Origin of the sequence: Marinovum sp., assembly GCF_048263515.1 — a bacterium.
Classification (GTDB): domain Bacteria; phylum Pseudomonadota; class Alphaproteobacteria; order Rhodobacterales; family Rhodobacteraceae; genus Marinovum.
Genome location: NZ_JBLXEC010000001.1, coordinates 91,697 through 114,565 on the forward strand (window position 1 = coordinate 91,697; position 22,869 = coordinate 114,565).

At 65.4% G+C, this 22,869-nt stretch carries 24 protein-coding genes; 2 read left to right on the forward strand and 22 right to left on the reverse strand.

Annotated elements, in window-relative coordinates; all coding sequences use genetic code 11:
* Positions 1-9: 9 nt before the first annotated feature.
* The 17 genes from ACN0SE_RS00480 to ACN0SE_RS00560 all read right to left on the reverse strand — a co-directional run bounded on the left by ACN0SE_RS00480 (position 10) and on the right by ACN0SE_RS00560 (position 16,054).
* Positions 10-660: a hypothetical protein gene (locus ACN0SE_RS00480; RefSeq protein ID WP_417522501.1), complete on the reverse strand. Its 651-nt coding sequence runs from the start codon at positions 658-660 to the stop codon at positions 10-12.
* Positions 645-1,103, reverse strand: coding sequence for a hypothetical protein (locus ACN0SE_RS00485; RefSeq protein ID WP_417522502.1), 459 nt, complete (start codon positions 1,101-1,103; stop codon positions 645-647). Before ACN0SE_RS00485 ends, ACN0SE_RS00480 begins: the two co-directional genes overlap by 16 nt.
* A gap of 350 nt (positions 1,104-1,453) precedes the next feature.
* The gene (locus tag ACN0SE_RS00490) at positions 1,454-2,149 is read right to left on the reverse strand and encodes an RraA family protein (protein ID WP_417522503.1); all 696 of its coding nucleotides are present in this window, start codon (positions 2,147-2,149) and stop codon (positions 1,454-1,456) included.
* Entirely contained in the window at positions 2,146-2,841 is a 696-nt protein-coding gene (locus ACN0SE_RS00495; RefSeq protein WP_417522504.1) for an alpha/beta fold hydrolase, read from the reverse strand. Before ACN0SE_RS00495 ends, ACN0SE_RS00490 begins: the two co-directional genes overlap by 4 nt.
* Positions 2,838-3,959 (reverse strand): cobalamin-independent methionine synthase II family protein, encoded by a 1,122-nt coding sequence (locus ACN0SE_RS00500; protein ID WP_417522505.1) that lies wholly within the window; start codon positions 3,957-3,959, stop codon positions 2,838-2,840. Before ACN0SE_RS00500 ends, ACN0SE_RS00495 begins: the two co-directional genes overlap by 4 nt.
* A 2-nt stretch (positions 3,960-3,961) precedes the next feature.
* Complete coding sequence (locus tag ACN0SE_RS00505; RefSeq protein ID WP_417522506.1) at positions 3,962-4,570, reverse strand: class I SAM-dependent DNA methyltransferase; 609 nt, start codon at positions 4,568-4,570, stop codon at positions 3,962-3,964.
* A 1-nt stretch (position 4,571) separates the two neighbouring features.
* Entirely contained in the window at positions 4,572-5,537 is a 966-nt protein-coding gene (locus ACN0SE_RS00510; RefSeq protein ID WP_417522507.1) for a cupin domain-containing protein, read from the reverse strand.
* A gap of 135 nt (positions 5,538-5,672) precedes the next feature.
* The gene (locus tag ACN0SE_RS00515) at positions 5,673-6,662 is read right to left on the reverse strand and encodes an ester cyclase (protein WP_417522877.1); all 990 of its coding nucleotides are present in this window, start codon (positions 6,660-6,662) and stop codon (positions 5,673-5,675) included.
* Positions 6,663-6,670: 8 nt separating this feature from the next.
* Positions 6,671-7,705 carry a LacI family DNA-binding transcriptional regulator gene (locus ACN0SE_RS00520; protein ID WP_417522508.1) on the reverse strand — a complete coding sequence of 345 codons (1,035 nt, stop codon included), beginning with the start codon at positions 7,703-7,705 and terminating at the stop codon, positions 6,671-6,673.
* Between the two features lie 11 nt (positions 7,706-7,716).
* Positions 7,717-8,481, reverse strand: a complete 765-nt coding sequence (locus tag ACN0SE_RS00525) for an SDR family NAD(P)-dependent oxidoreductase (RefSeq protein WP_417522509.1) — start codon at positions 8,479-8,481, stop codon at positions 7,717-7,719.
* Positions 8,481-9,545: an ester cyclase gene (locus tag ACN0SE_RS00530; protein WP_417522510.1), complete on the reverse strand. Its 1,065-nt coding sequence runs from the start codon at positions 9,543-9,545 to the stop codon at positions 8,481-8,483. Before ACN0SE_RS00530 ends, ACN0SE_RS00525 begins: the two co-directional genes overlap by 1 nt.
* A 5-nt stretch (positions 9,546-9,550) precedes the next feature.
* Positions 9,551-10,864, reverse strand: a complete 1,314-nt coding sequence (gene hisD, locus ACN0SE_RS00535; protein WP_417522511.1) for a histidinol dehydrogenase — start codon at positions 10,862-10,864, stop codon at positions 9,551-9,553.
* A 59-nt stretch (positions 10,865-10,923) separates the two neighbouring features.
* Positions 10,924-11,487 carry an ester cyclase gene (locus ACN0SE_RS00540; RefSeq protein WP_417522512.1) on the reverse strand — a complete coding sequence of 188 codons (564 nt, stop codon included), beginning with the start codon at positions 11,485-11,487 and terminating at the stop codon, positions 10,924-10,926.
* 124 nt (positions 11,488-11,611) lie between these two features.
* Complete coding sequence (locus tag ACN0SE_RS00545) at positions 11,612-12,523, reverse strand: carbohydrate ABC transporter permease (protein WP_417522513.1); 912 nt, start codon at positions 12,521-12,523, stop codon at positions 11,612-11,614.
* 10 nt (positions 12,524-12,533) lie between these two features.
* Positions 12,534-13,565 (reverse strand): carbohydrate ABC transporter permease, encoded by a 1,032-nt coding sequence (locus ACN0SE_RS00550; protein WP_417522514.1) that lies wholly within the window; start codon positions 13,563-13,565, stop codon positions 12,534-12,536.
* 91 nt (positions 13,566-13,656) lie between these two features.
* Positions 13,657-14,913: an ABC transporter substrate-binding protein gene (locus ACN0SE_RS00555; RefSeq protein ID WP_417522515.1), complete on the reverse strand. Its 1,257-nt coding sequence runs from the start codon at positions 14,911-14,913 to the stop codon at positions 13,657-13,659.
* 91 nt (positions 14,914-15,004) lie between these two features.
* Complete coding sequence (locus ACN0SE_RS00560) at positions 15,005-16,054, reverse strand: ABC transporter ATP-binding protein (protein ID WP_417522516.1); 1,050 nt, start codon at positions 16,052-16,054, stop codon at positions 15,005-15,007.
* Between the two features lie 118 nt (positions 16,055-16,172).
* Between ACN0SE_RS00560 and ACN0SE_RS00565 the strand changes: the two genes are divergently transcribed.
* The gene (locus tag ACN0SE_RS00565) at positions 16,173-17,174 is read left to right on the forward strand and encodes an ester cyclase (protein ID WP_417522517.1); all 1,002 of its coding nucleotides are present in this window, start codon (positions 16,173-16,175) and stop codon (positions 17,172-17,174) included.
* A gap of 103 nt (positions 17,175-17,277) precedes the next feature.
* Here ACN0SE_RS00565 and ACN0SE_RS00570 read toward each other — a convergent pair whose 3' ends face one another.
* Complete coding sequence (locus ACN0SE_RS00570) at positions 17,278-17,526, reverse strand: DUF6552 family protein (RefSeq protein ID WP_417522518.1); 249 nt, start codon at positions 17,524-17,526, stop codon at positions 17,278-17,280.
* A complete protein-coding gene (locus ACN0SE_RS00575; RefSeq protein WP_417522519.1) occupies positions 17,516-18,220 on the reverse strand; it encodes an SDR family oxidoreductase in 705 nt (234 codons plus the stop codon). Before ACN0SE_RS00575 ends, ACN0SE_RS00570 begins: the two co-directional genes overlap by 11 nt.
* Before the next feature lie 117 nt (positions 18,221-18,337).
* Here ACN0SE_RS00575 and ACN0SE_RS00580 point away from each other — a divergent pair, with 117 nt between their 5' ends.
* A complete protein-coding gene (locus ACN0SE_RS00580) occupies positions 18,338-19,234 on the forward strand; it encodes a LysR substrate-binding domain-containing protein (RefSeq protein WP_417522520.1) in 897 nt (298 codons plus the stop codon).
* A gap of 46 nt (positions 19,235-19,280) precedes the next feature.
* Here ACN0SE_RS00580 and tal read toward each other — a convergent pair whose 3' ends face one another.
* The 3 genes from tal to ACN0SE_RS00595 all read right to left on the reverse strand — a co-directional run bounded on the left by tal (position 19,281) and on the right by ACN0SE_RS00595 (position 22,781).
* Positions 19,281-20,228 carry a transaldolase gene (gene tal / locus ACN0SE_RS00585; RefSeq protein ID WP_417522521.1) on the reverse strand — a complete coding sequence of 316 codons (948 nt, stop codon included), beginning with the start codon at positions 20,226-20,228 and terminating at the stop codon, positions 19,281-19,283.
* Between the two features lie 110 nt (positions 20,229-20,338).
* Positions 20,339-21,859 carry a sulfatase gene (locus ACN0SE_RS00590; protein WP_417522522.1) on the reverse strand — a complete coding sequence of 507 codons (1,521 nt, stop codon included), beginning with the start codon at positions 21,857-21,859 and terminating at the stop codon, positions 20,339-20,341.
* A 133-nt stretch (positions 21,860-21,992) separates the two neighbouring features.
* Positions 21,993-22,781, reverse strand: coding sequence for a DeoR/GlpR family DNA-binding transcription regulator (locus ACN0SE_RS00595; RefSeq protein WP_417522523.1), 789 nt, complete (start codon positions 22,779-22,781; stop codon positions 21,993-21,995).
* Between the last annotated feature and the right edge of the window lie 88 nt (positions 22,782-22,869).

Genomic DNA, 22,869 nt, shown 5'->3' on the forward strand with positions numbered 1-22,869 from the left:
TGCGGACCTTCAACCCCGTGACAGCAGAAACAGCGCCGGGATCGGTGCCACCGCGACAAGGACGGTGGCCAGAAAGGGCCCGATCCTGAACACCCCGCTGCCCTGCGCGAGGAAGGCCAGACCACCGCCGCCTCCGATGAGCGAGTTGCCCGGTGTGTTGAGCAATACAGCCAGGACCAGATACCGATGTCTCAGAAATCGGGTCCCGACAAATGACGGCATCGCATCGACCAGCAACTTCTTCCGCTCCTCCTCGCTGGCGCGCCCCAGTTCGGTCACGAAGGCGGAGGCCCGTCGCAGCCCCAGCCAGGACAGCGCAGCGGCAAGGCTGTGCGCGGGGAGAAGGGCGGCGACGCAATAGGATAGAAGCAGGGCGAACACCATTCCGGCGTAGACCAATGGAGCGACCTTGGCGCCGAACATGAGGAGCAGGGCGAACCCGATTTCCGCCCCGGGCACGAAGGGGATTGCAGCGGCAATGACGTAGATCACGAAGGCCCCCATGACGAAGAGATGTATCATCGGCTCGGTCATCGGGCGCATTTCGGGAATGGTGATGTTGCGTATCAGGGCACCGGCCAGCCAGCCACCGAGAAGAAGAACGGCATAGACCAGCATGGCCCGGCGCACCGCCCACAGACGGGTCAGAAGCGCGCGCATGCGGGATTCCGATCCGGGTCGCTGTCCTTGATCCGCGACCTGATCCCGGACAGCCCGGGGGACGGCGTCTGCGCCCGGTGACCCACAAAGGCGATCTCCCGGCGTGACGTCCAATACCATCGGCGACGCTCCCAGCGGATGGCGACACTGATCGCGCCGTCGTCCTGCACCAAGCCACGATACGCGAACCGGCCGCGCGACGGGCTCTCCAGCGTGCCGCTGAACGCAATCCCGGCGCCGGTGTCTTCGGAGACGTATTCGCCCGGAACAAATCCGCAGCGGGTGCAGATGTCCGACCAGAAATACCCGTCTTCAAAGAAGAGACTGTCCGCCAGATCCGGGCCATCCGCGGGACCTATCATCCCGGAAAACACCTTGCCGTCCAGCAAGCCCGCACCGCCAGCCTGGGTCGCCAGAACGGCCCAGACGGTGAATGAAAGCATTGCAGTGATCTTCCGTAGGCACATCATCGGCTTGCGACCTCTACGCCGGAGGCAGTCTACGCCGGAAAGGAAGTCCGCGCAAAGGGCGTGACGACAACACGCCGGCCCTAAGGGTGTGCGTTTCTCTCGACACCCCTGACACCGCACACCAGACGCCTGCGTTGGTTTGCGGAAACGCCACTTCGAGGGCACCGCGCCCTCGCGGATGTCGAAAAGGCGTGCGGGATTTGTCGCTGCGGTTTTCGAGTGTCCGGTGCAGGACAGCGCGAAAAAGCCCGGACGGGGCGACACCGGCACCCCGCCCTGGTTCAGCGACAGCCCCGCCGCTCCGGACCTCGTCCATCAGAAGCTCAGGTTCGGGCTTTCTCGAAGGCCGACCAGGCTGTCTCGAATGCGTCGAAATCGAACCCCGGCGCGCGGGCGGCGTCCAGAACGATGGCCTCGGTGGCCTGCATCTTCGCAATCGCCGCGCCCAGCTCGGTGATGTAATCCTGCGGGATCACCAGCGCGCCGTGGCGGTCGGCATGGACAAGCTCTCCGTCGGCAATGGTCAGCCCGAAGACGGTAACCGGCGTGGCGATCTCGCGCACGTGCACGAAGCCATGGCTCGGGCCGATGGAGCCGGCGATCACTGGAAAGCCCTCGGGCAGGTCGCCCAGGTCGCGCATCACCCCGTTGGTCAGCGCCCCCGACAGGCCAAAGCCCTTGTGAACATTGGTGTTGATTTCGCCCCAATAGGCGCCCACGGCATCCACGCCGTCGAGATCCTCGATCACCGCCAGCGCCGGGCGCGGGCCGGTGGCCATGTGGCGGTAGTACTCCATGCGGCGGGTGCGGATCACCTCTGGCGCTTCCGTGGGCGGGGCCGTGGCGGCGATTTTGGCGGTGCGCGCAAAGCCCACGATGGCGCCCGCTTCGGGGTCACTACTGAGCACCGTGCCACGGGTGAAATGGTCGAAACCGCGCTTGCCCTCGACCACTTCGATGGCGTTGCAGACGGTGGGCGTGTCGACCTTGCGCAGAAGGTCCAGAAGCTCGGGGGTCATGTTCTCTCCAGCCAGCGGGCAAGCGCCGCGTTGGTCTCTTGCGGTTGTTCGAGGGTCGGCAGATGGCCCGCGCCCTCGATGATGGTGAGCGTCGCGTCAGGCAGCAGATCGGCCATGAGTTCGTGTCGCGCCACCGGGCAAAGCGCGTCGTCGCGGCCGCAGAGCACCAGCGCCGGGCCGCCATAGGTGCGCAGGGTCTCCTGCTGGTCGGGCCGCCCGGCCAGCGCGCGCGACTGGTTGACGAAGACCTCCGGCCCCAGCGCCAGCGCCATATCCATGCAGAGATCGAGGATCTCGCCCCGCCGCGGCCCGTCGGTCAGGTAGTTGGGCTTCATCTCGTCGCGCATCACCTGCGCCAGCCGACCCTCGCGCACACTGGCGATCTGCGGCTCGCGGCGAGCGCGGACCTCGGCCAGCTCCGCCTTGGGGTTGGTGTCGAGCAGCGCCAGACCGGCCACGCGTTCCGGCGCCTGGCGCAGCACCTCCATGGCGACGATGCCGCCCATGCTGAGCCCGGCCAGCGCAAAACGCGGCGGGGCATGGGCCAGCACTTCTTCGGCCAGCGCCTGCATGCTGTCATGCCCGCCAATCGGCGCGCAGTGCACCGGCCGGGAACCCGAGACGGCGGCGATCTGCGGCGCGAAGAGCCGCGCGTCACACATCATGCCGGGCAAGAGCAGCAGCGGCGTCATCTGGCGCGCCGCGCGCCCTCGGCCAGCGCGCCCAGCTTGGCATAGGCGATCTCGGGATCGACCGCGCCATAGCCTGCAAAGGTGCCAAAGCCGCAGTCGCTGCCCGCGATCACCCGCTCGGATCCGACGATCTCGACAAAGCGCTCGATCCGTTGCGCCACCAGGTCGGGATGCTCGACGAAGTTCGTCGTGGTGTCGACCACTCCGGGCACCAGCACTTTATCCTCGGGAATGTCTGCCTTGCGGTCGCGGAACACGGTCCATTCATGGCCGTGCCGCGGGTTGGAGGTCTCGAAGAGCACATGGCGGGCGCGGGCCTGCATCAGCGTGTCGAACATCTTGGCCATCGGGATGTCGCAGACATGCGGGCCCTCGTAATTGCCCCAGCAGATGTGAATGCGCACCCGGTCTTCCGGCACGTCGCGCAGCGCGTGGTTCAGCGCCTCGACGTGGCTGCCGGCGATCTTGACGAACTCCGCATCGGTCAGGTCGTTGAACAGCATGTGCCGCGACAGCGCGAGGTCCGGGCAATCGAGCTGCAGGTCCAGCCCCGCCGCCACGATGGTCTCGTATTCCGCCTTCATCGCGTCGGCGAGCGCCGCGAGATAGGCGTCGCGGGTCTTGTAGTAATCGTTCTGCAGGAAGAGCGAGATCACCCCCGGCGAGGCGGCATTCATGAAGCCGCGCTCGACGCCGTGCGCTTCCATCCCCGCCTTGAGATTGGCGATGTCCTTTTCCAGCTCGCCCTGTCCCTTGGACCTCACCTCACCGACGCACATCGGCCGGGCGTATTGCGGCGTGCCGCCCTCATCCGCAAGGCGCTTGAGGAAGGTGGGAAACTGCTTCAGGTCCGCCGGGGCGTTGCGCGGGCTGTCGCCATCGAAGCCGGTGTAGCGATCCTTGACATAGGTGGCATAGCTGATCTTCGAGGTCTCGCCGTCCGACACGATGTCGATCCCCGCCTCGGCCTGCCGGCGCACGGTCTCGTATACCGCCTCGGACATGGCGGCGTCGAAGGCCTGCAGATCGTAGTCCTCGCCCTTCTCACGCGCGAAGATGAAGTCCACAACCTTCTGGCTGCGCGGCAGCGATCCGACATGTGTGGTCTTTACGGGCATCTCTATTCCTCCTTGCGCGCCATCAGCACGCTGTGGCTGTTGCACTCGGGGTCTTCGGCGAGAAAGCCGGTCAGCCGCAGGCCATGGTCCTGCAGCAACAGGGCATAGCCTGCGGGCGAGAGGCTGGCGTGATAGACGGGGCGGCCCGAAACCTCGCCCTGGGCCTCGCCCTCCTCCGGTCCGACCGTGGCCAACAGCACGCCACCGGGCGCCAGGTGGTCGGCAATGCGGGCGATGGTGCGGCGCTGGTCCTCGACGGTGAGGTGGAAGAAGCTGTTCCAGGCGACGATCCCGTCGAACCGCCGGCCGAGGTCGAGCACGCGCATGTCGGCCTGAAACCAGTCGACCTCCGGCCAGCGGCGGCGGGCGATCTCCAGCATGGCCGGGGCGAAATCCACCCCGGTCAGCCGGAAGCCTTCAGCCAGGAACCAGCGCGCGATCGGCTCGCCCGCACCGCAGCCAAGGTCGAGCACATGGCCGCCCTCGGGCAGGCAGGCGGCAAATCGCGCCAGCCAGCGGGCCTCGAACAACGAGCGCGAGCGCTGCGCATCATAGGCCGCCGCCGTCTCGTCATAGACCGCCAGGGTGGCGTCGGGGTCTGCGCCGCCCATCTCAGCCCCTCCAGGTCCGGCCAGCCGGATCGTCGGTGGCGATCACGTGGTAGAGCGCGGCCTCGCCGGTCATCGAGGGGACCGCGCTGTGGGCCAGGCTCTCCGGCACCGACATCGTGTCGCCCGGCGCCAGCGTCGTGCTGCCGCCGTCCCAGTCGACACGCCAGTGCCCCTTGAATGGCATCAACACAGAGGGCCTGTCGTGCTGGTGTTTCTCCGCACGGGCATTGGCCCGGGTCAGCAGATCGACCTCGAAGCCCGGCTTGTCGCGGATCAGGCCGGTCTCGCCGATTACCTTGACCGGGCCTTCACCCGCCAGCGCCACCATATCGAGATAGCGCCGCACATAGCCGCCGATCACCTCGCGCGCGCTGGGGCAATCGACCCTGGCCAGTTCTTCCGGCGTGAGCAGCGGCATCGGCTGCACGCCCTCGGGCAGGCTCTCGCCCTTCTTGCTGTCATAAAGCTTGCCGTTGTCGCCCAGGATCAGCCCATGCGCCTTGGCGTCCTCGATCACATGCGGCGCCCAGATCACGCCGCCGCCGGCATCGTCGCCGCCGAGGATCGCCATGATCATCCCGTAGTCGGTGCCGATGTTCTCGAACCCGCGGAAGATATTGGTGGGGATGTTGAAGATGTCGCCCTCTTCCATGATCACCTCGCCGGCATCGCCCTTCTCGCCCCAGAAGAACCGCCAGCGGCCCGAGAGCACAAAGAACACTTCTGCGGTGCGGTGATTGTGCATCGAGTTGCGGCACTTGGGCGGCTGGCCCGCCGCGCCGATGTTGAAGCCGTGCGGGATGGTGATGTGCACGTGCTGGTCGGGGCTTTCGCTGACGCCGCCGCCGATGATGGTAAAGTTCTCCTTCTGGTCGCTGCCCGGAGTATGGGCGTCGATGAAGGCGGTCTTGCAGGGTTTCAGCTCGCCGTAGCGGACGATGCGCTGTTCGATGTCTTGGGGTGTCATGGCTTGATGTCCTGGAATGAGGTTGAGGTCAGAGGGCGCAGGCCCCCTGCCCCGGCGGCCGGAGGTTCAGCCGCCGCGCCCGCCGGCTGGCCAGATAGGCGTGCCGGCGGCGCAGAGCCTCGGCGGGTGCCGGCATCACAGCTCCCCGGTCTTGAGCAGGATCTGTTTCCAGACCGCCGTCTCGTCAAAGAGCGTCCATTCGCGGCGCAACTTCGGCACACCGCCCACCAGCGCGCCGAACTCGGCATGGCTGATGCCCAGCACGTAAACCTCGGCCCCGGTGGGCGTGCCAAAGGCGCCCCAGCCCTCGTGCTTGCCATGCAGGCTCCAGCGGATGGCCGAGCGCGGCGGCATCATCGGGTCGTCGCGGCCAATCACGTGATCGATGGTGAATGTCGCATTGGGAAAGGCCGCACGCAGGCCCATCCAGAACCGGTCGGCCCCGTCAAAGCTCAGGGTCTCCACCCCGCCGGGATAACACAGGTTGGCGCCGCGGTCGTAAGTCTCGGGGATCACGGTGAAATCCGCGTTCATCAGGCGGGTCAGGATATCGGCGTGGCGCTGGCCCCATTCGTTGTCATTGCCGCGTCCCTTGTAAGGACCCTCGATATCGGTCTCCGGCGTCAGCGGCGCGACACAGGCCTCGGGCCCGCCCTCGCGCGCGATCAGGTCGCGGGCATACTCCTTGGGGTCCCACCCCAACTGGCGGACGATGGCGCCCTGGTCGCGGATCAGCCATTCGTCGTTGATCTGGTTGTCGACCGCGTGACAGTCGGCGAGGATCCGGTAATGCAGCTGCTTGCCGGTCGGCAAACCGTAGACCCCGGGGTTGGCATGGGTCGCGGTGGAATGCAGCCGGTGCGAACTGAGCATGCCCTCGTCCGGCGTCCCGCTCCAGATCACGTCCTCGCCGTAAAGCGTCCGGTCGGGGAACTCGGCCAGCGTCGCCATGGTGGCGGCGATCACACCCTGGTTGCCCACCACCACCGAGGCCGGCGAGCGCACAACGATCTCGGGCGCGTAATAGCGGTGCAGGGTCGCAATGCCGCGATCTTCCCAGATCTCCTTGGTGATGCCGATGATGTAGTCGGGGAAATCGGCGAACTTCTGGTCAAAGCCTTTCATCGGGGCGTTCATGTCTCGGTCCATCCTTCTGGAATGCGGGCAGACCCACGCACGATCAGCGGTGCGTCGATGGCAACCTTGGTGATCGTGGCGGTGTCGAAGGTTTCGATCTGCGCAAGCAGCGCCTTGACGGTCTCTTCGACCATCAGGTTGGCGCGCTGGCGCACGGTGGTCAGGTCATAGGACAGCCAGGCCGCCGGCGGCACGTCGTCAAAACCCACCACCGAGACGTCGCCGGGGATGCTCAGGCCCAGTTCGTGGCGGATCACGTCCATGACGGCAAAGGCCATGTGGTCATTGGCCACGAACACCGCATCGGGGCGGCGCTCTTCCGGGGCGGCAAACATCGCGCGCGCGGCGTCGCGGGACTGGTCGATGTCGAAATTGCCGACGCCGCGGGCGAATATCTCCTGGCCCCCCGCGCTCAGCCCCTCGACAAAGCCCGCCTCGCGGTCGCGCTGGGTCGAGGCGCCTTCCCAGCCGGCGATATAGCCGATGCGCCTGTGCCCCCCGGCCAGCAGGAACTCGGCCACCTTGCGACCGCCGGACAGGTTGTCGGAGGTGATCGCGGCAATGCCCTTGCGATCCTCATAGCGGTTGAACAGGACCACGGGGACGCCGGCACTCTGGCAGCGTTCGGCAATGTCCGAGGACATGGCGACCGAGGCAAAGACGATCCCGTCCACCTGGTAATCAAGGATCTCCTCGACCACGGCGTCGATGTTGCCTGCGGTCTGCGAGGCCATGAAGACCAGCACGTGATAGCCCTCGCGCTGCAGGGCGTTCGACAGCTTTTCCAGCGCTTCGGGGTAGAAGTGGTTCTGCAGATAGGCGACCACCAGCCCGATGATCCGGCTCTTGCCCGAGACCATGGCCCGGGCCAGGAAGTTGGGGCGATAGCCAAGCTCGTCGGCGGCCTTGCGCACCTTCTCGACGGTCTTCTTCGAGGCCGAGGCACCGGGGGTGAAGACACGGCTGACCGCCGATTGGCTGACCCCGGCCAACCGCGCGACATCCAGCGATGTGACTTTCGTCTCGGTCATCCGTTCCCCCCTCAGTCCGCGGTCCAGCCGCCATCGACCAGCAAGGCGCTGCCGGTGATCAAGGCCGAGGCGTCGGAGGCCAGGAACACCGCCGCGCCCATGATATCCTCGACCTCGCCGACGCGCCCCAGCTTGATCTTCTCCTCGACCCAGGCGCGGCGCTCCGGCCGCTCGAAGGTCTGACGGGTCAGCGGCGTGACGACGAAGGTCGGGCAGATGGTGTTGACGCGGATGCCCAGCGGCCCCCATTCGATCGCCATCGACTTGGTGAACCCCTCGACCGCGTGTTTGGTCGCCGCATAGACCGCCCGGTCGATGCCGCCCACCTTGGCCATCTGGCTCGAGATGTTGATCAGCGAGCCTGGCTTGCCCGCCTCGGCCAGCCCCTTGGCCACGGCGCGGGTCAGGAAGTAGGCGCCCTTGATGTTGAGGTCGCTGACCGCGTCGAAATCCGCTTCCGTGGTCTCCAGCGCCGGCGCATGGCGCGCCAGCCCGGCGGAGTTCACGAGGATATCGAAGGGGCCTGCCGCCGCCACCGCCGCCTCTGTCGCCGCCACGTCCCCGACGTCCAGCGCCAGGGCCGAGGCCGCGTGGCCGGCGGCGGTCAAAGCCTCGGCCAGCTCTGCCAGCTTGTCGGCCGAACGCGCCGCCAGCACCACCTCGGCGCCGTGCTCGGCCAGAGCCACGGCGCAGGCCTGCCCGATGCCCGACGAGGCGCCCGCCACCAGCGCGCGCTTGCCATCAAGACGGAACGAAGGGGTGCGTGGCAGCTGCATCACGCGTCCCCCACCGGAAAGGCGATGCGGCCCGGCACCCGCGCCTTGTTGAACTCGCGCAGGCGGGCGAAGACGTCGACCCCGAGTTGGCGATAGGCGTCGAGGATGTCCACCATCACCCAGTTCTCGCGGATCCTGCCGTTCTCCAGCCGCCAGAAATCGAGACTGCGCATGGTGATTTTCTTGCCCGAGGGCGCGATGCCCATCCAGCCGTCATGGGTCACGGTCTGGATCATGTCGGGCCAGCCGGTGACAGCCGCATAATCGCCATCGCCGAAGAAGTGATAGGTGATGTCGTCGACGTATTTGCCACGATCCGGCATGCCGTTCAGGAACGGGATCTGGTGCCAGTTGCGAAAGCCGGCGATGCCGCGGCCGGTGCCGATGCCGGCCGGCCCGTACCAGTTCATCCGCTCGTGCCAGAAGCGCTCCATCTCCATCACCTCGGGCCCGCCCCGGCTGGGGTGTTTCTTCAGATGGGTGAGCATGTCGATGATGTGCTGCTGCGCGGCGCTCGATTTTTCGGCGTCCCAGGGGCCCGGCACGATCCCGTCCAGCGTCATCGGGCCGGGGATGCAGAACTCGCGGCCCAGCGAGGGCGCCATCGGCCAGGCCTTGGCCTGCATCATCACCTCGGGAATGTCCCAGAGGGTCTGGATCTCGACCACGCGGCCCCCCTCGAAGCGGTAGAACTCGTGAAACCGCATATGCGTCAGATGCCCGGTGGGCGGGATGTCGAGCCAAGGCGCGACGAAGGTGCCGAAGTAATGCCCGCCGCAGCCGACCCAGTCGCCGCCGTGTTCATCCGGCCCGCCCATGACGATCCAGTCGCGGCGCTCGAGGTCCGGCATGGCCTCGAAAAGCGGCGCGTAACAGGCGTCATAGAAGGCGTCGGGCCCTTCGAAGTCGCCGAAGGGATGCGGCATGTGGATCACCGCGTCCGGCGCCAGCGCCTCGCGCAGCGCGGCGCGCACGCCGTCCGCGTCGAAATCCACCATCGCCGCGCGCAGCGGCGCCAGCGCCGCCTTGTTCGCCGTGTGAACGTCCATCACGTCGTCTCGCATCTTTGTCACTCCGCCGCCGTGCCGTAGGCCACGTTCTTGCCCCCATAGCGCCGCACGCGGATATTGCATTGTTCGGCGTGGCCCACAAAACCCTCCAGCATGCAAAGCCGCGACCCGTATGCGCCGATCGTCGCCGCCGCCTCGTCGGTGACAATCTTCTGATAGCTGTGGGTTTTCAAGTACTTGCCCACCCAGAGCCCGCCGGTATACCGCCCCGCCTTCTTGGTGGGAAGCGTGTGGTTGGTGCCGATCACCTTGTCGCCATTGGCAACATTGGTCCGCGGGCCAAGAAAGAGCGCGCCGTAGCTGTGCATGTTCTCGAGGTACCAATCGTCGCGGTCGGTCATCACCTGCACATGCTCGTAGGCCATGTCATTGGCGACCTCCAGCATCTCCTCGTGGCTGTCGCAGAGGATCACGTCGCCGTAGTCCTCCCAGGATGCGCGGGCGGTTTCCGCCGTCGGCAGGACACCCAGCAGCCGGTCGATCTCGGCCAGGGTCTCCTCGGCCAGCTTGCGGGAATTGGTGATCAGGCAGGCCGGCGAATTGTAGCCGTGCTCGGCCTGGCCCAGCAGGTCGGTGGCGCAGAGCTCGGGATCGGCGGCGCTTTCGTCGGCGATCACCATGGTCTCGGTCGGCCCGGCAAAGAGGTCGATACCGACGCGGCCGTAGAGCTGGCGCTTGGCTTCGGCGACAAAGGCATTGCCCGGACCCACCAGCATGTGCACCGGGTCGATCGTTTCGGTGCCGAGCGCCATGGCGCCGATCGCCTGGATACCGCCGAGGGCATAGATCTCATGCGCGCCGCCCAGATGCATGGCCGCCACCACCGCCGGGTTGGGCTCGCCCTTGAACGGCGCGGTCGAGGCGACGATGCGCGGCACCCCGGCCACCGTGGCGGTGGCCACCGACATATGCGCCGAGGCCACCATCGGGAATTTGCCCGCCGGCACGTAGCAACCCACCGATTGCACGGGGATGTTCTTGTGGCCGAGGATGACGCCCGGCAGGGTTTCCACCTCTATATCCGTCATCGAGGCGCGCTGCGCGCGGGCGAAATTCATCACCTGCTCCTGCGCGAACTTGATGTCCTCCATGTCGCGGGCCGAAACCTTGGACATCAGCCCTTCGATCTGGCCTTGGGTCAGCCGGAAGCTCTCCGGCGCGTAATTGTCGAACTTCTGGCTCATCTCGCGCACGGCAGCGTCGCCGCGGGCCTCGATGTCCTTCAGCCCGGCCTCGACGATGCCGCGCACCTTGGCATCGTCCTCGGCGCGGTCGGTCTCGGGCTTCGAAGTCTTGATCCGTTCGATTGTCATCTCGTCACTCCCGCCCCGGACCTGATCCGGGGCCTCATGGTCCGTATTGAGGTCCCGGGTCAGGCCCGGGACGCGGTTGTCTCTGTCTGGCTCTGGCGGGCCGGCCGGGGCGGCGTCTTCTCACCGCGGTCAAAGGCTTCCCAGCCCTCGCCGCCAAAGACGTCGTGGCCCAGCTGCGCCAGCACATGCGGGAAATCGACCATCACCCAGTTGTCGGTGATCTTGCCGTCCTCGACCTTCCAGAAGTCCATGTAGCGGATCTCCACCCGCTTGCCGGTGGGCGCCAGCCCCATGAAGGGGCCGGAATGGGTGGCCTCCTGCCGGCCAAAGGCCGCCGCCCATTCGCCCATGTAAAGCCGCGCCTCGTCGATGCAGGTCTTGTCGGAAAAGGCCGCCTGGAAGGGCCGCTGCCAGTTGTCCTGAAACTCCTGCAGCCCGGTCTTGGTGCCGCAGCCCTGGTTGCCCATCCAGCGAAACCCTTCGCTGAAGAACTGGCCGATGTCGTCGATCCGATGATCGTTGAGACCGTCGACCATGCCTTCGATCACCTTGCGGGTCTCGTCGGTCTTGCTCATGTCCGTGTCGCGGGTCAGAACCGCCTGTTCGGGGCGTGAACCTTTCATCTGTCTTATCCTTTGTGACTGCCGTTGGGGGTGTCCTGGGGGGCAAAAGCCCGCTCCAGGAAATCCCGCGGCATCCGGTTCAGCGCCGGATGACGCGACAGGGCCGAGTGACGGGCCGTGGCGCTCATCCTTTCACCGCCCCCGCTGTCAACCCGCTGACAATCTGGCGCTGGAAGACCATGATCAGCACGAAGAGCGGGGCCGTGGCCGAGACGACGGCGGCAACCGCGAACATCACGTTGCCTTCGACCTGCGTGGTGCCGAGGAAGCTGGCGATGGCCGGGATCATGGTCTCGTTCTCGGAGCTGAGCAGCATCGAGGTCACCGCGAAATCGTTGTAGGCCAGCAGGAAGGAGAACAGGCCGGTGGTGATCACGCCGGGCCACATCACCGGGATGATGACATGCCGGAAGGCCTGGAACCTTGTGCAGCCGTCGACCATGGCGCTTTCGTCCATGTCCTTGGGGATGTTGAGAAAGAAGCTGTGCAGCATCCACAGGGTGAAGGGCTGGTTGATCGCCACCAGAACGATGATCGTGGTCGGCAGGATGCCCCAGACGTTCCATTCGAAGAACGGCAGCAGGTAGCCCGAGACCAGAGTGATATGCGGCATGGCGCGGAACACCAGCGCCGCCATCAGCAGCCAGAAAGCATAGTTCTTGCCGGACCGGGCCAGCGCATAGCCGCCCAGCGTGCCGAAGGTCAGCGAAATGACGACGGTGAAGAACACCACGATCCCGCTGTTGAGCACGGCGCGCCAGAACTCCTCCTGAACCCAGGCGCCGTGATAGCCGCGCATCGTGAAGGCGCTGCCGGTCTCGGCGATGGTGTTGGTGCCGCGGATGGCGTTCATCCAGTCGGCCTTGGAGAAGAAGTCGGCCTGTACCTTGAAGCTGCCCCAGAGCGTCCAGAGGAACGGGAAGGCGGCGATCACCAGCCAAAGGCCGACCAGCAGGAAGGAGACGATGGTCAGGACCGAGGGGCCTTTGCGGGCATCCGCCTGCGACGCGGTTGTTGCGAGGGTTGTCGTGGTCATGGGTCTCTCCTCAATGCGCCTTGCGGTGGAAATCGCGCCAGGTGCGGATCAGTACCGGGGTCAGCAGGATCACGACGCCGAGGATGGTCATCATCGAGGTCGCCCCGGCCGAGCCATAGAGCGGGTTGCCGCTTTCGCGCAGGTCGTTGAAGATGATCCAGCTGAGCGATGTGGCATGGGCCTGGCTCTGGAAGCTGACGATCGGCTCGAACACCCGGAAATTGTCCATCAGCAGCATCAGCGTGACGAAGGTCAGAAGCGGCACCAGGTGCGGCACGGTGACATAGCGCATGCTCTGCCATTTCGACGCGCCGTCGATCTTGGCGGCTTCCAGCGTGTCCTTGGGCACGGTCTGCAGCCCGGCGTAAAAGACGATGAAGCTGAACGGCAGCGTGTGCCAGACGCCATAGGTCATCAGCATGATCCAGGTCAGCGTCGGCGAAGCCTTGAGGCTGAGCGAGGGGTCACCCGTGATGCGTTGCAGCGTGGCTCCGATGATGCCGTCGCCATCGACCATCCAGAACAGGATCAGCGCGCCCACCAGCGGCGTCACCAGGAAGGGCAGCAGCGAGACAAAGATCGTCGGGCCCTTCAGCAGCTTGGGCAGGTTGTTGACGCCCACCGCGATGGCGAGGCCCAGGATCAGCACCAGCGGCGTCACCACGGCGGTATAGGTCAGGGTGAATGTCAGCGCCTTGTAGAACGGCAGGTCGAAGACCCGTTTCCAGAAGGCGCCGAAGGTGTCGGCATTGCGCCAGGCCTCGCCGATCTCGTCAAAGGCCAGGTGCGCGCGGTTGGTATAGGTGTCGAATCCGTTGAACCGGCCCAGCGGCTGCGCCGCGCGCAGCGCCTCGGTAGCAGCCAGGTCGACCTCGGTGGTTTCCTCGCAGCCGAAGGGGCCGCAGCTTTCGGACACCACCAGCACCTGTTCGTGCTGGATGTGCAGCGACTGGATGAAAACCGAGACGATCGGCAGGGCGATGAAAAGGACCATCGCCGACAGGGTGGGCAGGATGAACCAGAAGAAGGTGCGGTTTTTCATGCGCCTCGAGCTCCGATACCGGGAGTTGAAGGAAGGCCCGCCCGCAGACGGGCCTTTGAGTTGACGGGCCATGACGGCCCGACGGGGAGGTTTACTTCAGGAAGCCGGCTTCCTTGGCAGCGTCACGATAGGCCGCCTCGACATCCGCCAGCGCCTGCTCTGCGGATTCCTCACCCTTGAGGAAACCCGCCAGCTCGTTGCCAAGCGCGGCGTGCATTATGCCGATCTGCGGGATCATCGGATAAGGCCGGGCCCCACCCTGCGCCGTTGCCGCGACACCTGCAGCCGCTGCACCCGGCTCGAAGCCGTCGAGCAGCCAGACCGCATCGTCATTGTTGGCCTTGACCGTCTCTGCCGTCATGCCCGAGACCAGCGCCGCGAAAGTCGCCTCGGCCTCTTCGTCGCTGACGTTCTTGGCGATGGTGATGCCGTCCCACCAGAGCGTCGCACCCGGTGTGCCGCCCGGCTCGACCGACGGGGCCGCCGCCAGCACGGTGTTCCCGGTCACTTCCGGCGTGGAGCCTTCGTCGTCGAGGATCGCAGATCCGCGCGAGCCCCACATGATGCCAAGCGCGGCCTGCCCTGCCTCCCACAGGCCCTGCGTCTCGTTCGACGCCTGGGTCAGGTGGTCGGGATGAGCGTATTCCACAAGCTTCTTCAGCGTCCCCAGGGCGGCGATGCCGGCCTCGGAATTGACGTTCGGCTCGGCGGTGCCGGATTTGAAGAACTCGCCGCCATGGGCGAGGAAGAACAGGTTGAAGGTCTCGCCCACGTTCCAGCCGGTCTGCATGTTCATCACCAGCGGATGTTCCATGATGCCAGCGGCGCGGATCTTCTCGGCGGCGTCGATCAATTCGTCATAGGTGGCGGGGATGCCCTCGACGCCGGCCTCTTCGAGGATGTCCTTGCGCACGTAGAGGTGCTGCGAGTTGGCCATGAAAGCCACGGCCATGGTGTTGCCGCCGATCTTGATCAGCAGGTTCGGCTTGAGGTTGTCGCCGTACTTGGCAACCAGATCGTCGAGCGGCCGCACCAGCCCGTCGTTCATCAGTTGGGTCAGGGTCGCATTGGCAACGATGACGCTGGTGTATTCCGCCGGATCGGGGGTCAGCGCGGCATTCATGATCTGGCGCGCTTCGGTGGTGTGGTTGCGGGTGAACTCGGCCGCCTGGCCGGCGCAGTTGGCTTCGGCCGCGTCGACGATCGCGTGGATCGCCGGAAAGTCCGAGGCGAGGATGCGGATCGACTGGCCCTCGGGGCCGCAGTTGACCCCGTGCCCTGCGGCATAGGCGGTGGTGGACATCAAGCCGGCCATCAGGCCCGCGGTGGCGATCTTTTTCAGAAACATGTCATTCCTCCCTGTGTTTCTGTCGGGGTGGATGCGCCTTGCAATCGCGCACCCGGTGATTGCCTCCGGCCTCCCCCGGAGGACGTCGCGATCAGGCCGCGATGCGCTGGCCGGTCTGGCCGTCGAACAGATGGCAGTGATCCTGCGGCACCCGGATCGAGACCATGTCGTCGATCTCGGCGCGGAAGGTCTTGTCGGCGCGCACGCTGACCAGCGTCTTGCCCAAACGCACGGTCACCATCGTGGCATCGCCCAAGAGCTCCAGCGTGTAGATCGGCGCATTGATCTGGCCGCCGCTCTCCACCACCTGCGCATCCTCGGCCCTAAAGCCGAGCGTAACCTTGCCATTCGAGGCCGGAAGCCCCTCGATCCGGGTGTTGGGCGCGGAAAAGTTGCCGCCGGCCATGTCGCCGTCGACAAGGTTCATTGCCGGGCTGCCAATGAAGCTGGCGACAAACGTATTGGCCGGGTTGTCGTAGATCTCGGTCGGGCTGCCGACCTGCTGAACGATGCCCTTTTCCATCACCACCACCCGGTCGGCGAGCGTCATCGCCTCGATCTGATCATGCGTCACGTAGATCGTGGTGACCGACAATTCGTGGGAGAGGTTCTTGATCTGCGCCCGGGTCGAGACCCTGAGCTTGGCATCGAGGTTCGATAGCGGCTCGTCCATCAGAAAGACGTTGGGCTCTCGCACGATGGCGCGGGCCAGGGCCACGCGCTGGCGCTGGCCGCCGGAGAGCTCGGCCGGCTTGCGGTGCAGGAAGTCGTCGAGTTCCACCATGGCGGAGGCGCGGCGCACCTTCTCGTCATGGGTCGCGGCATCGACGCCGCGCACCTTCAGCGGAAAGCGGATGTTCTCGTAGACGTTGAGGTTGGGGTAGAGCGCGTAGCTCTGGAACACCATGGCCACGTCGCGGTCTTTTGGCTCGAGGTTGTTCACCTTGCGGTCGCCGATCCAGATCTCGCCGTCCGTCGGATCCTCCAGGCCAGCGATCATCCGCATGGTCGTGGTCTTGCCGCAGCCCGAAGGCCCGAGAAGCACCAAGAATTCCCGATCGGCAATCGTCAGATCGAAGTCATCGACACCGACGAAGCTCCCCCATCGCTTGCAGACATTGCGAAGCTGAATCTCAGCCATCCCGACCTCCCTGGACTGTGGCTTCCTGCATTTTGCATACGCTTTCAAAAACACTAGACTTCGTCAGGGCAATTTGGCAAGCCTTTTTTGCATACGTATTCACAGCGAGGAAAAAGCGATGGGTTTTCAGCAGGAAAAGCGTCTGGTCCGCGACCTTTACGCAGCGCTGGAGGCGGCCACTCCCGACCGAATCGCGGCCACCCTGTCAGAGGCCGTCGCACCCGAGGCGCTTTGGCGCGGGTTCCATCCCTTTGGCGAGTTGACGGGCCCCGAAGCAGTGGCCGAGCGATTCTGGCAACCTCTGCGCCAGTCGCTCACCCGGATGCAGCGCCGGCAGGACATCTTCTTTGCCGGCCGCAACGAGATCGACGGGTTCGAGGGCACCTGGGTCGTCTCGATGGGCCACCTGATGGGGCTCTTCGACCACCCCTGGCTGGGCATCCCCGCCACCGGCAAGATGGCCTTTCTGCGCTATTGCGAATTCAACCGCGTCGAAGCGGGCCGCATCGTCGAGACCGCGATGTATTTCGACATTCCGCATCTGATGATGCAGGCCGGGCTCGACCCCTTCCCGCCGCAGACCGCCGCGCATCTGGTCCAGCCCGGGCCGCTGACCCATGACGGTCTGCTCTATGACGACGCGCCGGAAGCCGAGGGCACGGCCACGCTGGCCGCGATCAACGCGATGATCGGCGACCTCGGCCAGTGGCAATCCGGCCTGCCGCTCGTAGAGGAACTGGCGCTCAGCTGGCACGACGACATGATCTGGTGGGGCCCGGCCGGGATCGGCGCGACCTACACCATCGAGCGCTACGCCAAGCAGCACTCGGGCCCGTTCCGTGCCGCCTTTACCGACCGCTCCAAGACCCGCCATCTCGCCCGCCTTGCCGAAGGCCATTACGGCGGTTTCTTCGGCTGGCCCAACTTCACCGCCCGCCACACCGGCGGCTTCATGGGCATGCCCGGCTCCGACAGGCCCGGCGAGATGCGGGTGATCGACATCTATCGCCGCGCCGACGACAAGCTGGCCGAGAACTGGATCTTCATCGACCTTCTGCATTTCTGGAAGACCCAGGGCGTCGACATCCTGGCCCGCACCACCGGGATCGCCGGCGCCTGAAGCCATCGCACCTGAAGGGTCGTCCTTGGCTCGGCCCGGACGGCCCATCCGAAAGGGTGCAGGCCGGTCGGGACCGACCTGCGGGAGCAGGAGCTCAATCGCCCTACTGGCTCGCCATGCCCACCAGCATGGAGCCGAGCGCCACGAAGTGAACCAGCATCAGCGCCCGATCCTTCCACAGCACGCCCACGATCAACCAGCCCAACACACCGATCAGAAAGAGATAGAGGTTCCACGGGGTCCATCCGAACCCGGTCGCCGCATAGCCCATGATCTGGATGACCGAGGCCAGCCATTTGACGACAAAGACGGTCTGGCCGCGCTCGATGAACTGGTCTGCCTCAAACGCCACGGGTCAGCCCCCCGTCGATCCGCCAGTTCTGACCGGTGACATAGCCGCCGCCCTCCGACGCAAGCCAGCCGATCAACGACGAGACCTCCTCTTCGGTGCCATAACGGCCCATCGGGATACGCGCCCGGCGGTCTTCGGTTTCGGGCAGGCTGTCGATGAAGCCCGGCAGGACGTTGTTCATGCGGATGTTCTGCGCGGCGTATCTGTCGGCATAGAGCTTGGCAAAGCTGGCGAGGCCGGCGCGGAAGATGCCCGAGGTCGGGAACAGCGGGTCCGGTTCGAAGGTCGCGAAGGTCGAGATGTTGATGATCGCGCCACCGCCCTGCCCGGCCATGATCGGCGTGACAAGCCGCGTGGGGCGGATCACGTTCATCAGGTAGACGTCGAGACCGGCATGCCATTCCGCGTCGGTGATTTCCAGGATCTGGCCCTTGGGCCCATGCCCGGCCGAGTTCACCAGCACGTCGACGCGGCCCCAGCGCTCCATCGCGCCAGTGACGAGGCGCGTCAGATCCGCGGTCGACTGGTTCGATCCCGTCACGCCGAAACCGCCGAGCGACTGGCCCAGCGCCTCTCCCTTGCCCGAAGATGACAGGATGCCGACCTTGAAGCCATCGGCAGCCAGCTGCCGCGCAGCACCGGCGCCCATGCCGCTGCCGCCGGCCGTGACAAGCGCCACTTTTTCTGTCGTCATGAGATTTTCCTCCTGATGGGTCGAAACGATTGACCTGCGTCTGTTGTCCGGCAGATAAGGAGTATGTAGTAATCTGACCAGCCAGATCGGCTGCGTCATGACTGTAGGAAATCTATCGTGTCGACCGAGACTGACCTGCCGCCCCTCAACGGTCTTCGCGCCTTTGCCGCGGCGGGCCGGCATCTGACCTTCCGCGCCGCGGCCGAGGACCTGGGCGTGACCCAGGGCGCGGTGGCCCAGCAGGTGCGCGGGCTGGAAGAGCATCTCGGTCTCCGCCTGTTCCTGAGAGAGCCGCGCGGTCTGGCCTTTACCGAGGAGGGTCGTGCCTACCACGCGGCGGTGTCACGCGCCTTCACCCAGCTCGCCGATGCCACTGCGGCGCTCCGCTCCGCGCCCTCGCGGGTAACCATCAGCGTGACCCCCACCTTTGCCTCGAAATGGCTGATCCCGCGGCTTGCGGACTTTACCGAGGCCCATCCGGACATCGACCTGCGCATCACCGCCACGGAGCGCGTCTCGAGCTTTCATGGTGACGGGATTGACCTTGCGGTGCGCCAGGGACGGCCGCCCTTCGGCGCCAGCCTGCGCGCCGATCTGCTGTTCCCGCAGGAGGTCATCGCGGTCTGCGCACCGCATCTGGTCGCGGACCGCGACCTGCCGCTCGATGCGGCAGAGGTGGCGCGCATGACGCTGCTGCACGACACGCACGATCTCTGGCCTGCGTTCATCGCAGCGGCATTCGGGGACATCACAGGGCAGACCCGTGGGCTCCGATTCAACCAGACCACGCTGAGCCTCGACGCCGCCCTGGCCGGTCAGGGCATCGCGCTGGCCAGCCGGTTTCTCGTTCAGCGCGACCTCGACGCAGGGCGGTTGGTTCAGCCGATTGACAGCGCTCTCGACGGCGGGCTGGATTTCCACCTTCTCACGCCGCGGCAGGGCGCGTCCGGCGCGTCCCTGCGTGTGCGCGACTGGATGCTCGCCAAGGCGTGCGACCGGGGGAGCAGGACCTGACCATCGCAGCGGCGAAGCCGCAGGACTCAATTCACAGAGGTCTCGCTCACGCCGCGAGACGTGCGGCGACCAACGCGACCAACCGCTTGTGATCCGCGTCGAAATTGCGAATGCCCTCGGCCAGTTTCTCGGTCGCCATGGCATCCGCGTTCATCTGCCAACGAAACCGCGCCTCGTCCATCGGGAGGACGGCGACGCCACTGGCCGTCTCCGGCGCCAGCACGCGGGTCAGTTCGGTTGCGTCGCCTGCCAGGGCTTCCAGCAGGCCGGGCGCGATCGTCAGGTTGTCACAGCCGGCCAGCGCCTTGATCTGATCGGTGCTGCGAAACGACGCCCCCATGACCACTGTCTTGATGCCGTTCGATTTGTAGTAGTCGTAAATCCGGTGCACGGAGATCACGCCGGGATCCTCCTCTGGCGAAAACTCCGCCACGCCCGCTCTGGCCTTGTGCCAATCCGTGATCCGCCCGACAAAAGGTGAAATCAGGAAGACGCCGGCATCGGCACAGGCCACCGCCTGGGCCAGACAGAACACCAGCGTCAGGTTGCAGTCGATTCCGTCGCGCTGCAGGATCTCCGCCGCGCGGATCCCCTCCCATGTCGCGGCCAGCTTGATCAGGATGCGGTCAGCGCCGATGCCCCGCGCGGCATAATCGGCGATGATCTCTCGCGCCCGCGCCACCGAAGCATCCGTGTCGAAAGACAGATGCGCCTCCACCTCGGTCGAGACCCGCCCCGGCACCAGCCCGCACAGCCGTGCGCCGAGTGCCACCGTCAGGGCGTCGGCCACCTGGGCCGCGTCGCTGCCCGCCGTGCGACCGGCCTCGATCTCGCCTGCGATCAGCTCTTCCGATTGCGGATCTTCCAGCGCCTTCAGCACCAGCGAGGGATTTGTGGTGCAATCCACGGGGCGATATTTCCGCACCGCCTCGACATCGCCGGTATCGGCCACCACGACCGTCATCTCTTTCAACTGGGTCAGCACGTCGCCCATGACCACCCTCCTCTCCGGGGATCGGAGGCAGGTCCTCCGTCTTGCAATGTTGCCTGAAGCTTTCGATGCGGCGCGCCGCCGGTCCCAGGCGGACTGGCGCGAGACAGGCCTCAGATCGGCGTGGGCTTTGCCTTTTCATGGGCGGGAACGGCGTGGGGGTCTTTCAGGAACCCCCCCAGCCGCTTTCGATAGTCGGCGGCAAGATCGCTCCGCCCCGAGGTTTCGAGCCGCTCGAGATAAAGCTCCGGATCGGAGTAGAGAACCGGTCCGCGTGTGAGGTTTTGTTGCATCTTGTCGGGCTCCGACGTGGGCCGCCCGGCATATTCGAACCACCAGTCGGCCAGATCCGCCTTGAGGGGCGCTGCAAGCTCGGGATGATCCGGCATCAGATCGCGGGTCATATGCGGGTCTTTGGCCAGGTCGTATAGCGCCTCGGGGTCCGCCTTGTAGGTGCCCGGATGCAGCGTCCGGATATAGAGCAGATCGCCCTTGCGCACGGCGCGCTGGAAGGTGTGAACACCCTGGCTGAGGATCAGATGGTCCCGCCCGGCAAACTCCTCGCCCCGCAGGACCGGCGCAAAGGATTTGCCGTGCCAGCCCTCCGGCGTGGGCAGGCCGAGCATGTCGCAGAGCGTCGGGCCGAAATCGAGATGATAGAACAACCCGTCATGCGACCGTTTCTCCTCGGGCAGGGTGTCGGTCACGCCGGGCCAATGCACGATCAGGGGCACCCGCGTGTTGGCCGGGTGGGCATAGGCGTGCTCGCCGTAGATCCCGTGTTCGCCAAAGGCCTCGCCATGGTCCGCGGTAAAGACGATGGCGGTTTCGTCCTCGATGCCCAGCTCCCTGAGCTTTGCCAGAATGCGGCCGATATGATGGTCGATATAGGAAATGGCGCCGTCATAGCCGTTGATCAGCTGTTCGAAATCCGCCCGGTCTGCAATCGCATGCGGCGTGATCTCGGGGTTGGGCGACGGGTCGCCATAGGCGCCATGCAGGTCCTTGGCCGTGGCGGCACCGTACAGGTTCTGGTGCTCGGCGATCGTCGCTGCGTCCGGCCAGTCCGGCGCCGGGCCGCTGGCGGCGGCGCGATCAAGGGTGGCCTTGTCGATCTGGTAGTCGCGGTGGGCGTCCCAGAAGTTGAGCATCAGGAACCATTTGTCGTCCTTGCCGCGACGGTCCAGCCAATCCAGCGCCGTGTCGGCGACGTCGGCCGCATCCTCGTCGATGCCAAGCGACAGGCTCGGGCGCAGAAACTCCATGAAGTTGCCATGGAACCAATAGGCCTGGTGTCGCTCGGCGAAACAGGTCATGCCGACGGTGTGATATCCGCCTGTGTTGGCAAGATGGAAGCCGAGAAACGGCGCGGTGGCGCGCTGGCTTCGGGACTCGGTCAGGTAAAGGTCGCCGTCATTGCCCTGGTGACCGATCAGCCCCGTGGTGATCCCGAAACGCTGCGTGGTCATCCCCCCGCGCGAGGGCACGCAGGGCGTGTCGGAACTATGATATTCGTCGAAGCGCACCCCCTTGTCGGCGATCGACTGGATGTTCGGCGTCAGCTTCCGCGCATAGCCATATGGCGAGGTGTGATCAGGACGCAGTGAATCGACGTCGATATAGATGATGCGCATGGGGTCCTCTCGGGTCGGAAGCAATGGGTGGCGACATCAAACAAATACCACCAACAAACATCATTTTCAAACTTATTTGTGAGGATATGTTTGATTTTTGCGGAGTTTCGTCACCTCGCCGAGGCGCATGCCGTCACACCGCGACCACGACCTCGACATCGAAGTCCGCCAGTATCGCCGCCATCTCCTTGGGCAGCGGGGCGTCAGTGATCAGAACATCGATATTGTCGAAGCCCATGACCCGGACCGCAGAGGATTTCCCGATCTTCGAACTGTCCACCAGAAGAACCCGCGACTGCGACTGGCCGGCGAGGGTCTTCTTGATTTCCGCATCCTCGAAGGAATAATCGAACAAACCGTCCTCGGTGATCCCGGCCACCGCGAGAAAGGCAATCTCGAACCTGAAATCGCGAAGGTAGGCGACGGTCTGTGCCCCGACGGTCGACGGATCCGCCCCTGCGATCCGGCCGCAGGGCGCGTAGATCTGCATCTGGTTCTTCGCCAGCAATCGCTGGATCGGCAGCGAAGCGCAGACGATATGGACACTGCTGTCGGAAATCAGCGAGGCAAGCTCGTAGCAGGTCGTGCCGACGTCGATCGCAATGGTCGAGCGCGGCTGGATGCGGCGTACGGCGCTGGCGGCAATACGCTTTTTCTCGGGCCGGTTGCGGGTGGCGCGATTTTCCACGCTGGGTTCGACCATTTCGAACACCTTGCTGCGCAGGTCATCCTTGGAATGTGCGCCGCCATGGGTCCTGACGACGTAGCCCTCGGCCCCGAGCTTGTCCATGTCCCTGCGGATGGTCATTTCGGACACGCCAAGCCGCTCGGCGATCTCGCTGACAGAGGCATGGCCGTTGTTTTCGACCTCGGCCAGAATGGCTTCAAGCCGGACGGTGGCGGGTATTCGTTTCGTGCTCATGGCAACAACTCTAAATTGTCTTCGGGGCAAACATACATGAAATCTACCAAAACCGAACAGGTATTGTCGATTGACAATGGACGCGCCC

Excerpts from the sequence above, each read along its gene's own strand:
- ACN0SE_RS00480 (WP_417522501.1), bottom strand. The coding sequence starts at position 660 with ATGCGCGCGCTTCTGACCCGTCTGTGGGCGGTGCGCCGGGCCATGCTG.
- ACN0SE_RS00485 (WP_417522502.1), bottom strand. The coding sequence starts at position 1,103 with ATGCTTTCATTCACCGTCTGGGCCGTTCTGGCGACCCAGGCTGGCGGT.
- ACN0SE_RS00490 (WP_417522503.1), bottom strand. The coding sequence starts at position 2,149 with ATGACCCCCGAGCTTCTGGACCTTCTGCGCAAGGTCGACACGCCCACC.
- ACN0SE_RS00495 (WP_417522504.1), bottom strand. The coding sequence starts at position 2,841 with ATGACGCCGCTGCTGCTCTTGCCCGGCATGATGTGTGACGCGCGGCTC.
- ACN0SE_RS00500 (WP_417522505.1), bottom strand. The coding sequence starts at position 3,959 with ATGCCCGTAAAGACCACACATGTCGGATCGCTGCCGCGCAGCCAGAAG.
- ACN0SE_RS00505 (WP_417522506.1), bottom strand. The coding sequence starts at position 4,570 with ATGGGCGGCGCAGACCCCGACGCCACCCTGGCGGTCTATGACGAGACG.
- ACN0SE_RS00510 (WP_417522507.1), bottom strand. The coding sequence starts at position 5,537 with ATGACACCCCAAGACATCGAACAGCGCATCGTCCGCTACGGCGAGCTG.
- ACN0SE_RS00515 (WP_417522877.1), bottom strand. The coding sequence starts at position 6,662 with ATGAAAGGCTTTGACCAGAAGTTCGCCGATTTCCCCGACTACATCATC.
- ACN0SE_RS00520 (WP_417522508.1), bottom strand. The coding sequence starts at position 7,705 with ATGACCGAGACGAAAGTCACATCGCTGGATGTCGCGCGGTTGGCCGGG.
- ACN0SE_RS00525 (WP_417522509.1), bottom strand. The coding sequence starts at position 8,481 with ATGCAGCTGCCACGCACCCCTTCGTTCCGTCTTGATGGCAAGCGCGCG.
- ACN0SE_RS00530 (WP_417522510.1), bottom strand. The coding sequence starts at position 9,545 with ATGCGAGACGACGTGATGGACGTTCACACGGCGAACAAGGCGGCGCTG.
- hisD (WP_417522511.1), bottom strand. The coding sequence starts at position 10,864 with ATGACAATCGAACGGATCAAGACTTCGAAGCCCGAGACCGACCGCGCC.
- ACN0SE_RS00540 (WP_417522512.1), bottom strand. The coding sequence starts at position 11,487 with ATGAAAGGTTCACGCCCCGAACAGGCGGTTCTGACCCGCGACACGGAC.
- ACN0SE_RS00545 (WP_417522513.1), bottom strand. The coding sequence starts at position 12,523 with ATGACCACGACAACCCTCGCAACAACCGCGTCGCAGGCGGATGCCCGC.
- ACN0SE_RS00550 (WP_417522514.1), bottom strand. The coding sequence starts at position 13,565 with ATGAAAAACCGCACCTTCTTCTGGTTCATCCTGCCCACCCTGTCGGCG.
- ACN0SE_RS00555 (WP_417522515.1), bottom strand. The coding sequence starts at position 14,913 with ATGTTTCTGAAAAAGATCGCCACCGCGGGCCTGATGGCCGGCTTGATG.
- ACN0SE_RS00560 (WP_417522516.1), bottom strand. The coding sequence starts at position 16,054 with ATGGCTGAGATTCAGCTTCGCAATGTCTGCAAGCGATGGGGGAGCTTC.
- ACN0SE_RS00565 (WP_417522517.1), top strand. The coding sequence starts at position 16,173 with ATGGGTTTTCAGCAGGAAAAGCGTCTGGTCCGCGACCTTTACGCAGCG.
- ACN0SE_RS00575 (WP_417522519.1), bottom strand. The coding sequence starts at position 18,220 with ATGACGACAGAAAAAGTGGCGCTTGTCACGGCCGGCGGCAGCGGCATG.
- tal (WP_417522521.1), bottom strand. The coding sequence starts at position 20,228 with ATGGGCGACGTGCTGACCCAGTTGAAAGAGATGACGGTCGTGGTGGCC.
- ACN0SE_RS00590 (WP_417522522.1), bottom strand. The coding sequence starts at position 21,859 with ATGCGCATCATCTATATCGACGTCGATTCACTGCGTCCTGATCACACC.
- ACN0SE_RS00595 (WP_417522523.1), bottom strand. The coding sequence starts at position 22,781 with ATGAGCACGAAACGAATACCCGCCACCGTCCGGCTTGAAGCCATTCTG.